Below are 13,875 nucleotides of genomic sequence, written 5' to 3'. Positions count from 1 at the left end.
TAGTTCTTTATTTTGAATAAAGCAAAGGCTTTTTTAATATATAGTTTTAATTATTTAAGCAAACTTCATTGATTTAGTAGGTGATATTTTAGTAATCACGTAGGTAGGAATGAGTAACATCAGCAAGCACAGTAGCAATACTCCTATATTGAGTAATACTATCCATAGCGGGGTGAAAGCGATAGGGACTTCACTCACGTAATAGGTAGCTGGGGCTAACTTGATAATACTGTAGCGTTGTTGCAACCAGAGCAACAAAAAGCCCAATGCATTGCCCCATAGCAATCCTAAGCCTATAATATAGGTAGCATTATACAAAAATATCTTGCGAATACTGCGGTCTGATGTCCCTAAACTCTTGAGAGTGCCTATCATTGGGGTTTTCTCTAAGATGAGTACAAGGATAGCTGTAATCATATTAAAGCCTCCTACCACAATCATTATCCCGATAATCAAATAGATATTGAAATCGAACATACCGAGCCACTCAAAGATAAAAGGAAACTTCTGAATAATTGTTTGTGAGTCTAAGAAAGTGCCTATTTTACCGTACACTTGTTTGCCTACAGCTTCTATATGGTCGAAATCTTTGATGAAGAGCTCAAAATTACCTATCTCATCGGCTTTCCACTTATTAATTTTCTGGATATGACGAATATCAGTAAAGATGTATGATGCATCGAACTCTTGAAAGCCACTGTTGTAAAGTCCTACAATCTTAAAATTACGCTGGTTAGGTGCTTGAGCAGTCTCATCTTTTAAGAAGATAGCTTGACAGCGGTCGCCTAATTTTAAGTGCAATCGGTTGGCTAAATAGGTAGACATCAGTATCTCATCGGTTACTTCTTCACTTGAAACATTGGGGGTACGTCCTTCGGTAATGAAATCACGAATGAGCGACCAATTGTAGTCTTTACCTACGCCTTTAGTAAGAATGGATTCATACGTATTCTCAGTACGGATAATGCCCCCTTTAGTAGCCACTGCTTGAATATGGGTAACTTCGGGTACTGCTGAAAAAGTAGGATAAAAATCTTGCTCTAACTTAATAGGTTTGGTGCTAACTTCTGATATATTATTGCTGTAATCAAAAATCTGAATATGTCCGTGAAAGACCACTAACTTTTCCCTAATCTTTTGCTGTAAGCCAATACCTGTAGCAATGGCAATGAGCATCATCACCATACCTACAGCAATGGCAGCTATTGCCATTTTGATAATTGGGGAAGAAATTGTACCTTTGTCCCCTTTCGAGAAAATAACTCTTTTCGCTATGAAATATTCAACATTCAAAACAATAATGTCTTTTAGAAGTGCCAAAGTTACACTTTTTTTCTTATGTACGCTTATTTCGTGCAAAAATAATGGACAGTCACAACCCAATACTTCTGTGCAAAATACTGATAAACAAGTAAAAGAAGTAGTGGAGGGTGCTAACCGAATGTATCTTTACATCAAGGATTTGCGTGATAAAAATATAGCTATCGTCACGAACCAAACGGGAATTGTGAAGACCGAAAAGGGGATTTATGTGCATTTGGTGGATACGTTATTAAAGAAGAAAGTATCTATCAGCAAGGTTTTTGCTCCTGAGCACGGATTCAGAGGGGAAGCTGATGCGGGTGAAGTGGTGAAAGACGGCAAAGATACCAAAACGGGCTTGTCTATCGTATCGCTTTATGGTAAAAATAAAAAGCCTACTGCTGAGCAACTCAAAGGGGTAGACCTCGTGCTCTTTGATTTGCAAGATGTAGGGGTGCGTTTCTACACTTATATCTCTACATTGCATTACGTGATGGAAGCTTGTGCTGAACAACGTATTCCTGTAATTGTACTTGACCGCCCCAACCCTAACGCTCATTATATTGATGGAGCGGTGTTGCAGCCTGCTTTCAAGAGCTTTATAGGGATGCACCCTGTACCTATAGTTTACGGAATGACTATAGGAGAATACGCTCAGATGATTAACGGTGAGAAATGGTTGCAATCAGGTGTCACTGCTGACCTGAAAGTAATTCCGTTAGCTTATTATACTCACCAAACGCCTTATAGTTTGCCTGTAAAGCCGTCTCCTAATTTACCTAATGATATATCGGTGAACTTGTACCCCAGTTTGTGTTTTTTTGAAGGGACAAATGTGAGTATGGGGCGCGGTACTGATAAGCAGTTCCAAATTTACGGCTCTCCTTATTTTGAAAAGACAACATTTAGCTTTACACCTCGTCCTAACGAAGGTGATAAGAATCCTAAGTTCAATGGTGAATTATGTTATGGAGAAGACTTAACAAAGACACCACGCTTAGATAAACTAAATCTTACTTGGCTAAAAAAAGCCTTTGAACAAGGCAAAGGCGTGAAGACACCTTTCTTCACCTCATCGTTCAATAAGATTGCTGGTAATGATATACTAAAGAAGCAAATCACTGAAGGGAAGAGCGAAGACGAAATACGCCAATCGTGGCAAAAGGATATTGAAAAGTTTAAGGAGGTAAGGAAGAAATATTTATTGTATCCGTAATTAATGCTAAAATACTAAAAATGCCAATAATACTACTAATACGATTTTTTGAAAGTAGAAGGTAAATTGAGATTTGAAAGAAAGTTGAATGGTGATAGGTGCGAGCCACACGAGCAGGTGTGAGCCACACAGGCAAATGATAAAGTTTGAACGAAGGTAAGGCGAACGAATGACGAAGAAAAGACGAACGAATGACGAAGAAAAGACGAAGAAAAGACGAAGAAAACATCCCCCACCCCCCCTTCAAAGGGGGAGTGTAGCGATGCAAAGACGAACAAAAGACGGTGCGAGCCGCACAGGCAGATAAACAAAAGACGAACAAAAGACGAACAAAAGACGAACAAAGAACGAACAAAGAACGAACAAAGAACGAACAAAGAACGAACAAAGAACGAACAAAGAACGGTGCGAGCCGCACGGGCAGATGAATGAATGACGGTACGAGCCACACGGGCAGATGAACGATGAACGAACAAAAGCCAAAAGAATTTTCTGTTGTAATTGCAAAAAAGAGCTACTTTTTACGTTGTAAAACAGAAAATTTTGTCTTTCATATTTCTCTTATCGGTTTTTAGTTTTGCCTCTTATCTGGTACAAAATTTGTGCAAATATAAAAAAAGTATTACTTTTGTGGAAAATTATTTTCAATATGAAACACTTATTTATTTCTATATTTATAGCTATCAGTGTGTTATCTTGCGCTAAAGAACCTGATACCAATGGCAATCAAGTTAATCTTGGAGGCTCAGACTACGCGGGTGACGATGTTAATTTACGCGTACGCGATTTTATTTGGAAGGGACTTAACACGTATTATTTGTGGCAAGCTGATGTGCCTAATTTGCAAAATAACCGCTTTGGAAAATTGGCAGATACGAAAGCGGGAACTAATAAGGCTTATACTCAATTCTTGAGAAGTTTTAGTGATCCTGAAGATCTTTTCTATAATGGGTTACTCAATAGATATGGTGAGATAGATCGCTTTAGTTATATCACTGATGATTACACTGATCTCGAAAACCAATTTAAGGGAATTACCGCGAGTGTGGGTATAAACTATGCTTTTGGTTTTGTAGACCAAGCAAAAACTAAAGTTTATGCTGTAGTGCGTTATGTAGTGCCTAAATCGGAGGCAGAACAGCAAGGTTTGCAACGAGGGGATTTGATAACCACTATTAATGGGCAAACACTTAACCGTTCTAATTATCTACAACTATTACAAAACACAGCTGTCATTTCGTTTTCAACCTATAGAATTGTGAATGGCAAAGCTACTCTTACAGGGAAAACCTATACCTTAAATCAAAACCAAACGCCCGAAAACCCTGTATTGATTCATAAAGTATTCAACAAGGGAGGTAAAAAAATAGCTTACTTGATGTACAATGCTTTTGTATCGGATTTTGATGAGGCATTGAACGATGCTTTTGCGGAGTTTAAAGCAGAGGGAGTTACTGACCTTATTCTCGATTTGCGCTACAATGGAGGAGGTAGTGTTGATTCGGCTACTTACTTAGCATCGATGATTACAGGTCAGTTTAACGGTCAGGTGTTTGCGGTAGAAAAATGGAATAGCAAGTTGCAACCTTTTAGAGGGAATGAAAGAGAGTATTTTACGTCTAATATGGTAAAAGGCAGTCGGCAGGTAGCTATCAACAGTTTGCGACTTAACAAACTGTATATAATAACTTCGAAAGATACAGCTTCAGCCAGTGAATTGGTTATCAATGGTCTTAAAGCCTACATTGATGTAGTGCAGGTGGGCGAAACCACGACGGGTAAAAATCAAGGTTCGGTGACTGTTTACGACTATACCGATAGACAAAACCAAGTGAAAAACCCTAAACACAAATGGGCGATGCAACCTTTGGTGATGAAGATAGAAAACGCTAAGGGAGTAGGAGACTATGTGAAAGGATTAGAGCCTGATGTTTATATCAGTGAGGTTGTAAATGATTTAGGAGCCTTAGGGGACGAAACTGAGCCTCTTTTAGCTCGCACTTTGCAAGAGATTACAGGGAATGTGAGCGGTAGAGCTTCGCGAGCAGCTACTAAAGAGGCTTTTTACTTTGAGAAGATTGGGACTTCTACCTCTGGGTATTTTGGCTTAAACGAAATGTACTTGAATAGGTAAGAGTTAAGAGTTAGGAAGTAAGAGACAAAAAGAATAATAGATAAAAGGGTGAACAAGTTTTACGAACTAACGGTATCCAACATTACGCAACTTACTACTTCATCGGTGATGATTACCTTTGAGGTGCCTGAGCTATTGAAGAAAGTATTTCACTTTGAAGCAGGCGAATACCTTACTCTTCAGCACACGATTGGCGGAGAAAAGGTGCGCAGGGCTTATTCTATTTGCTCGGGGGTGAATGAGGGCGAACTGAGTGTAGCTGTAAAACGTGTGCCTAATGGTGTGTTCTCTACCTACGCGACTACCCAACTTAAAGCGGGTGATGTATTGGAGGTGATGCCCCCTATGGGGTCGTTCGTATTCTTCTACGATATCTTTGGAAACCGCGATATTATGCTTTTCTCGGCGGGTAGTGGGGTTACTCCTATGATGAGCATTGCCAAAACAGCTTTGGCAAAAACGAACATTAAGGTAGTATTTGTTTATGGTAACAAGTCGAAAGAGGAAACATTGTTTTTTGATGAGATAGAAGCCCTTCGCACAGAGTATCCCGACCGCTTTTTGGTGCACTATGTTTTTAGTCGGCAACCTTGGGGCGACCACTATACGGGGCGTATTAGTGACCAGATAGTGAATGAGTTGTTTACTAAATACAAAGGCTTTAACTGGGGGCGTTACTACGTTTGTGGACCTACGGAATTGGTGAAAAACCTCCGAGAAATGCTCTTGTTACGCGGTATTGATAAAGACCGTATTTTTACAGAGCTTTTTGAAGCTTCCCCTGCTGAGGTAGATTACAGCACCTTGCAAGGCAATACCCAGATTACTCTTGAACTTAACGGCGAGACGCACACTTTTGAGAGTGCGCGTAACCAAAACCTTCTCAGTTCGGCACTCTTACGTGGCTACGATGCACCTTACTCTTGCCTCAATGGTGTGTGTAGTAGCTGTATCGGTAGGGTAGAGGAGGGGGAAGCCAAAATGACGAAAAATGAAGTCCTCAGTGAAGAACAGGTGTCGAAAGGCTATATTCTCACTTGTCAGGCTTATGCGATGACCGATAAAATAAAGGTACGTTTTTAGTATAATGTTAATGAATGTTAATTGCCCACTTTAGTTTGGAAAATGTAAAATAACTATATAATTTTGCACCCAAATTAAAGTGGGTAAAATTGTACTAATACAAAGCAAATACCTCAAATTTTCACAACTTATAAATCCTATTGATAATATTATAATGAAAACTGATGTAAATTAAGGGAAGGAAGGTGTAAAAATAGTACCTTTGCCGTCCCTAAATTATTCTGATAAGATATAAAAATAGAGAAAAAAACGTATTAAAGACTATGAAAAATGTTTTTTTAAGAGTGATACTCTGTACTTTACTGTTGTGTACCTTAGGTAGAGTCACGGCGCAAACAATGCTATCGCAAGTGATAGCTGAAGACCCTGTGAATTTTGCTAATAGAGATTTTGAAGCAGGGACACTTACCGTAAGTATTACTTTGCCTTCGTCACAAGCAAATGTAACAATTACTTTTCCTACGGGAATAGAGTATATTGCTAATTCACTTCAAAGGACAAGTGGTTCGGCTACTATATCACACGTTGCGTCTTCACCTGTTAATAGCCCCGCATTTAGTATTTCGGGGACAGGAGCTATTACTTTTACAGTAAAGAGAAAAGTAACTAAGAGAGCTTTACCCATTTTAGTAGCTACAGGAACTACCCTAAAAGATAAAGTAGAGGTAACCGCTGGAGCTACCACAGATACTAAAGAGTCTAATGTATATACTTTGCCTGTACCTAATATAGTAGTACAGCTTTCAGAGTCTGCTCATAACAATGCTTCGGGTACGAGTGTAAAAACATTTACTCTCAAGAATACAGGGAGAGGGGCAATAAAAGATATTTACTTTTCGGTGAAATATCCTGCAGGTGTAACAGGAAACGAACTCACTTACAACGGAACGCCTCTTACTGCGGTAGGTACTGTTACAGGGGTAGGTAAAAATACAAATGCTACTTTATACAGAGTAAGTAGTTCCTCTGCTGATGGTTTCAAGCTGAACGATGAGATTACTATTACAGAAAGATATACCGTTACGGGTTGCCAAGTCAACCGCCAGATAGTGTACGAAGCTTATTGGGGGGAAAGCCCTGCCGTACTCTATGAAGCACGTGATATAGGTAGAGCGATCAATGTAACTACAGGTACCCCTAATATAGTATTGGATACCAATAGCAGCGACACCTATTTTGAGTGGAAAGATGGACTTTGTGGCAGTACTTTAGGCACCTTTACAGCTCAATATATCAATAAAGGGAGTGGTAATGCCACAGCTTATGATTTACAGATGAATATCACACCTTATGTTGCTTGGAGAGGGTTTAAAAATCATAAACCAGCTAACTTTCGTATTGTAGCTACTGATGGCACAGAGATTCCTATTAGCTCTATGACTCCTAATGACAATGAAGTAGTAACCCGTCAAATTCCTTTCAAAGATTTAGCAGCTTTGGCAAACACGGCTTTAGTGGGTAAAGATATAGGTTTAGAAGATATTGATGGCGATGGATTTAGAGACGATTTTCCTATCGATGGCAAGTTAAAAGTGCGTTTTGATATGGTACAAAACCAACCTATTGTTTGTTTGCAAAACGATAGAGCTATTTTTAGTGTTTCGCCACACTCTGCTTTCACTTATACAGATGCTTGCGGTACCCAAAGAACTTCGGCTGTACACGAGCTCACCAAATATACCTTTAGACGATTGATTTCAGGTGTTGCCGATACTTCTAAGATTCCAGCGTCTCTCTCACAGAATGAACCTACTTTTGGTTACCTATCTGTGGGGAGCCATACTATTATAGCATCACACAGAACACAAGGAAAAGATAATACCAGTTCTATTCCACGTTGGAAATATCAAATGATACTACCTGCAGGAGTTGAGTTGCAAAACGTAAGGTTTTACGAAGGTCTTGGTTTTGGACAATCTACAAAACCTCCTATAACATTGCCTAATGTGCCAGCAGGAGGAACGCTTTCGTACACAGGAGCTAATGGAGTGAGAGGGTATATCACTTTTGATATGCTACTTACCACGCCTTGTAACTCTGGTAATATAACCTTACAGTATTCAATTTCTTATTTAGATAAAATAGGCAATACGGGTAATGAATGCGAATTGCCTTTGATTTGTACATCTACTGACATAGCGACTATCTGTTCAGGCACTTGTGTGGGCAATGGGCCGGTGATGATTAGCACTAAAGCAGAGCGCGCCGATAACTCGTATGGCTGGACTGACTACACTATGACTACCCGCCAAACGCGTGCTAATGTATCGGTGATAGACCGGAGTCGTACGCTCTATTTAGATGATGTAGAGATTATTTCGGAAGGAGAACAAAATGGAGTACTTACTAATAACTTGTACTATCACGCTCAAATGAAAGCACACGCCGAGTTGATTCCTAAGAGTATTGCTATAGCTGTAGGCAGCAATGCTACCGTTACTTTGCAAGCTTCATCAAGCATACTTACCCAAGGCACAAATGCTGACGGGAAGTATTTCCGTTGGAATCTTACCTCTGCTTTACCTACTACAGGAATTGCAGCAGGAGAGAAATTTAAGGTAGTAGTTACTTATCAGGTAAATAATGCTAACAGTAGCAATGATAGAAGCGAAAGAACCAGTAGAAATTATGATGTGCAGGTAGGTGATAAGTCTTTCTTCTATATGCTCAATAATCCTGCTGATACTGCTATGGAAGCAGAAGGTTATCACACCAATGCCTTGTACTGCGGTGCTAAACAAACCCCTGCTTTCTATATAGCAGAGACTTATCAAATTATAGGTACGAATACTTATAATATAGAGGGCTGTGAAGTGAGAAATATAGGAAGCAATCAAGCTTATTTAGCACGTAGATTTAATACTGCTGGCACTTATTTTCAAGACGAATACCGCCCCTCGCGCCGTATTAAAACCTTAAAAATCATCATACCGAGTGCTTATAATATGGTACGCCCTGTAAACTATTCATACCTCAGAGCAAAAGGAGAATGGATAGGGAATGATTTACAAATACCAATATCCAACTTTACATACTCTGATGACGGTACTTATAAAACCTATACATACGTGAATCCGCCAGCAGGTACAGCAGGCTATTTGTATCCTGGAACAGTTTCAGTAGAAAATGTGTATGGCGAAACTGTACAAACTTGGCTACAAGCTACTTGCGATGCAAAAGTATATGTAAGCGAAACACAAGCTAAAGCTGATAAACAGTTGGCAAAAGTAACGATAGATTTTGAGGATTTCTACTATCATTATGCTGATAAGGCTACTATTCCTGTTCAGACAGAAAATTATGAGGAGACAATGCGTTATGCCAAAAAACCTGCAATTAACCTTCTTACGCAAACACCTCAAAACGTTAAGGCTAATAAGAGAAAGCAAACCGTTGATTTTAGAATTACGAATACCAGTGTAGCTGATGCACCTTACGGTTGGATTTCAATCCCCGATGTAACAGGTATCAATGTGGTGAGCTTGGTAGAGCTTGATGGAGCTGGTAATGCGGTACACACTTTCACCGCTCAGAACATTTCTGGCGAAAAAATGTATTTCTTAAGTGAAGCAGGCAACAATGGAATCATCGCTACAAACGCTAATAAGCTTTATCGTTTGGAATACCAAATTACCAATTGTAGTGTGACTAACTTACCTTTTGATGTGTACGCAGGTTGGAATTGTAGTGATAATCCTACTCAAGGATATGCTAAAACTTGCCACGACCAAAAGATTACTTACAATGTGGAGATTGCTAAAAGCTTGAAACAGATCCAGCCAAGTGCTTCTAACCCTGGTGAGAACAATCCTGATAAGATAGGTAGTATTTCAATGTGTGAGAAAACGAAGTATGAGTATACTATCAATAGTGGTGATGAGGGCGACCTTTTCGATACTAAATTGGTAGTAGTGCAAGAACCTGGTCTTACTATTTCAGATGTGGAAGTGGAGTACCCTCTTAACAGTGGTAACCGATATACACAAACATCTACTCCAGCTATTGGCGTTTCACAAGTAGGCAACCGAATTACGTATGACATTACCACTATCTTGCCTAATGGTAGTCTGCCTGGTTCTATTACCGAACCTTCAGATGTGAACAAACGCAACTTGCGATTGAGTTTTAACGTACAACCCGATTGCGAATTTACCGCAGGATCTTCTTTTGATATAGATGTAGAGGGGAATAACCTATGTGGTAACCCTGCCGAAGGTGATAAGACCAAAGTGATTATAGCAGGTATTGCAGGAGTAGACACTAATAAATACAGAGTAAACAACTCTATTGTAAGTCAAGGAGGCAATGCCAATGCCTGTGCTTCATCGTATGCGGTGTTTAAAGGCAAACACGAAATTATAGATCTTTCAGCAAGTGGTAGCTTCCAAACAGGAACTAATGGTTTAGTAGTGATTCGTATCCCTAAAGGATTTGAATACATCACAGGTTCGTTTAGTCCTACTGCTAAAAGCGCAACCTATTTTGATGCTCCTACACTTACTACCCCTTCTACTAAACAAGTGGGAGATGACGAAACAGAACTCAGTATCAAGATTCCTTCTGGAATGAAAGGCAATGATTACTTTGAATATACTATTCAAGTACGACAAAAAGCAAATACTCCTATTATAGAATGTGGAGAAACTAAAAAAATACAGTACTACACTACTGATAGAGTAGATGGTGTAGCTTGTCCGTCAGGACCTTCAAATCCTTGCCCTTCTATTACGGTAGAAACCACTACCCGTCGTGGTGAAGTGAATATACCATTAGAAAGAGCTGATTTGACAATTAAGAATGTACAACTTACCTCTGTGGCTGAGAACAGCAAAGAAAGAGTAAGTATCCAATATGCCGTCGAGAACGCTTCCACAGCTACGCTCACTTACCTTGGCGACCTGCGTGTGAGCTTGTATAGCGACGTGAATAACAACGGAATTATTGAGGAAGCTACCGATACTAAAGTACAAGATTTTACCCTCAGCGGACTCAACTTAGCTCCTGGTGCTACCACTACTCGCACAGAATCGCTCTTGCTCGACCAAAGTCAGTTATGCCGTTTGTATCTCTCTATCCGTAACACCTTCAACCCTTGTTTGTGTAATGATAGAGCTGTGAAAGCAGAAGCACCTACTACTATCAGTGGATTGGTAGCTACCGTAACAGCTTGCGAAATAGGAAAGACTGAAATTACATATAGCTCTCAGGCTCCTGAGTACGAAAGTTATACTTGGGAAGCCGCTACCTCAGGTGTTTTAGCACACTTGTCGGCTACCAATGTGAAGAGCCCTACCTTTGAATACACAGGAACTAACATCACAGCCGTTCAGACGATTACTTACTTGTTGAAAGTTAAAAGAACGAATGCTTGTGAGGCTACGCAAACCGTAACTGTAGTAGTGAATCCAGCTCCTAATGCGCCTGCTGTTACGCCTCAACAGTTCTGTGCGCCTGCTACGGTATTAGATTTGAAATCTCGAATCAACTCATTGACTACTAATTCCGTAAAAGTGTACAGTGGAGGTACTATTCTTTCCGATACTGCTACTTTGCAGTCAGGAACTTATAGAGTAAGTATCGTACAAGCCTCTGGCTGTGAATCTGAAAAAGCCGATGTAACTGTGAGTGTTACCGTATGTAATGTGGTAGCTAAAGATAATAGCTATGTTGTATTTGCGCCTGTTACTACGGCTACCGTTACGGGTAACATACTCGATAATGACAGCGTAGGAGGTGTAACCGCTACTACTGCTACCGTAGATATTAGTAATATCTCATCAGCGGGAGCTGGCATAGTGCCTGTAGTAAAAACAAATGGTGAGGTTGAGGTGCCTGCCAATACGCCTGTAGGTCAGTATCAAATTTCTTACAGAATATGTGCTACAGGTAGCACTGTAGATTGTGATACCGCTACTGTTACAGTAATCGTAACGCCTAAACTCGTAGCAAATAACGATGATTTGGGCACGCTAAGCGGACAAGCAGGGGGTACCACTACACAAACCGTATTTAGTAATGATTTGAAAGGAACAACACTTATCAATCCTTCGGAAGTAAATCTCACTTGGGGCACGCACTCATCAAACATTACCCCTAATGCCGATGGTACAATTACAGTATCTCCTAATACCCCTGCAGGTACTTACACCGTTAGTTATACGGTTTGTGAAAAAGCATATCCTAATAATTGTAGTACAGCAGTGGCTACAGTTAAAGTAATAACCCTTGATGCTGTAACCGATGGCGTAAAAGTATTGCCTAAAACAGGGGGTAATATCACAGTATTGAGCAATGATATCTATGGTTCACCTACAGGATTGACCTCAGTAACTACGGCTAATGTAAGCCTAACTATTAGTCATAATGGTGGTATATCAGGCTTGACTGTCAATAGTGATGGTACGCTGAATGTACCAGCAATTACCCCTGCAGGTACTTATAATGTGGAATATCGTATTTGTACAATAGCCACACCTGTAGTTTGTGATACCGCTACACTTACAGTGATTAAACAACCTGAAATCATCGCGAATGATGATGTGTTCTCAGGCACTATAAGTACAACGAATGTGACCGTAGGTAATGTATTGAACAATCCACCATCGGGTTCTGATACGCTCAATGGCAATCAAGCAACAACAAGCAATGTGGGAATTACTGTTGTAACACCTGCAACAGGGGCAATAGGTCAAGTGCCTACCCTTAACCCTGCTACGGGTAATGTAATGATTCCTGCAGGAGGTACGCCTGGTACTTACACCATTACTTATAGTATATGCGAGAAAGACCTAATGGGAAATCTTACCTCCAATTGCGATACAGCAACTGTTACCATTAATGTCATAGCAACGCCTACACCAACAGTAGAAGCTAATCCTGACATCTTTACCGCATCAGGCACAGCTACTCAAATCGTAGGCAATGTATTGACAAACGACATTCTTGATAATGGTACAACTTCAGCTACCGTAACGAATGTAACAGTAACCCAAGTAAGTACCCCAACAGGAAGTATAGTACCAAGCATCAACCCTGCTACAGGCGATGTAACAGTACCAGCGAATACCCCAGCAGGTGTTTACACGATTACTTACCGCATCTGTACAGTAGCTACACCAACCACTTGTGCTACAAGCACAGTACAAGTAACCGTACCAGCAGTAACTCCTACGCCAACAGTAGAAGCAACTCCTGATACCTTTACAGTATCAGGAACTGCTACGCACATCGTAGGTAATGTATTGACAAACGATACAGTGAATGGCACTACATCGGCTACAACTGCCAATGTAACCATCACTCAAGTAAGTATCCCAACGGGTAGCATAGTGCCAAGCATCAACCCTTCAACAGGCGATGTAACCGTCCCTGCCAATACCCCAGCAGGTGTTTATACGATTACTTATCAGATTTGTACAGTAGCAACACCAGCCGCTTGCGCTACTGCTACAGTTCAAGTAACCGTACTGACTGTAACACCTACCCCTACAGTTGCTCCTATTGCAGTAGACGACCGTGCGACAACACCTCTCAATACTCCAGTAGTGATTAACATCTTAGCTAACGATACTTTGAACGGTGCAACTACTCCTAATGTGGTAAGTTCCCCTGCCAATGGTACCGTAGTAGTGAATCTTGATGGCAGTATAGAGTATCGTCCACATACCAACTTCGTAGGTACAGATAATTTCGTATACCAGCTTTGCAACCCGCAAGGCAACTGTGATACTGCTACTATAACCGTAGAGGTGATCAATGCCGTAGTTCCTTATAATGGTATCTCAGTTGATGGTGATGGCAAGAACGACTATTTCCACATTGGTGGTATAGAGAACTATCCTAACAATGTGGTGCGTATTTACAACCGTTGGGGTGTGAAAGTATTTGAAACTGAAGGCTACGACAACGCAACCCGTGTCTTTAGAGGTATCTCTAACGGACGTGTAACAGTACAAGCTCCTGAAAAATTGCCTGAAGGCACTTACTATTATGTAATTGAGTATTACGACCAAAATAATAGTAAACAAAGTAAAGTAGGTTGGTTGTATATTAAGAAATAACAGATAAATATAGTTTTGCTGAGTCTCTGAGCTCGGCAAAACTTTTGATAATAAAGAGAAAAATGGTTAAAAAAGCATTT

General features: G+C 40.3%; 5 protein-coding genes. 4 read left to right on the top strand and 1 reads right to left on the bottom strand.

Going from position 1 to position 13,875, the window contains the following annotated elements:
- Positions 1-54: 54 nt before the first annotated feature.
- Positions 55-1,212: an ABC transporter permease gene (locus RCZ04_RS11870; protein WP_460486248.1), complete on the bottom strand. Its 1,158-nt coding sequence runs from the start codon at positions 1,210-1,212 to the stop codon at positions 55-57.
- Here RCZ04_RS11870 and RCZ04_RS11865 point away from each other — a divergent pair.
- From RCZ04_RS11865 to RCZ04_RS11850, 4 genes are all read left to right on the top strand, one after another.
- Positions 1,196-2,518: an exo-beta-N-acetylmuramidase NamZ family protein gene (locus RCZ04_RS11865; protein ID WP_460486261.1), complete on the top strand. Its 1,323-nt coding sequence runs from the start codon at positions 1,196-1,198 to the stop codon at positions 2,516-2,518. The two genes, RCZ04_RS11870 and RCZ04_RS11865, sit on opposite strands and share 17 nt — an antisense overlap.
- 649 nt (positions 2,519-3,167) lie before the next feature.
- Positions 3,168-4,652 (top strand): S41 family peptidase, encoded by a 1,485-nt coding sequence (locus RCZ04_RS11860; protein WP_460486247.1) that lies wholly within the window; start codon positions 3,168-3,170, stop codon positions 4,650-4,652.
- Between the two features lie 48 nt (positions 4,653-4,700).
- Complete coding sequence (locus RCZ04_RS11855; RefSeq protein ID WP_460486246.1) at positions 4,701-5,735, top strand: 2Fe-2S iron-sulfur cluster-binding protein; 1,035 nt, start codon at positions 4,701-4,703, stop codon at positions 5,733-5,735.
- Between the two features lie 263 nt (positions 5,736-5,998).
- Positions 5,999-13,795: a T9SS type B sorting domain-containing protein gene (locus RCZ04_RS11850; RefSeq protein ID WP_460486245.1), complete on the top strand. Its 7,797-nt coding sequence runs from the start codon at positions 5,999-6,001 to the stop codon at positions 13,793-13,795.
- Positions 13,796-13,875: the final 80 nt, after the last annotated feature.

The sequence above is a fragment of the Capnocytophaga sp. HP1101 genome (genome assembly GCF_054772415.1).
This window is presented reverse-complemented; position numbering and strand designations above follow the sequence as displayed.

Excerpts from the sequence above, each read along its gene's own strand:
- RCZ04_RS11850 (WP_460486245.1), top strand. The coding sequence starts at position 5,999 with ATGAAAAATGTTTTTTTAAGAGTGATACTCTGTACTTTACTGTTGTGT.
- RCZ04_RS11860 (WP_460486247.1), top strand. The coding sequence starts at position 3,168 with ATGAAACACTTATTTATTTCTATATTTATAGCTATCAGTGTGTTATCT.
- RCZ04_RS11870 (WP_460486248.1), bottom strand. The coding sequence starts at position 1,212 with ATGGCAATAGCTGCCATTGCTGTAGGTATGGTGATGATGCTCATTGCC.
- RCZ04_RS11865 (WP_460486261.1), top strand. The coding sequence starts at position 1,196 with ATGGCAGCTATTGCCATTTTGATAATTGGGGAAGAAATTGTACCTTTG.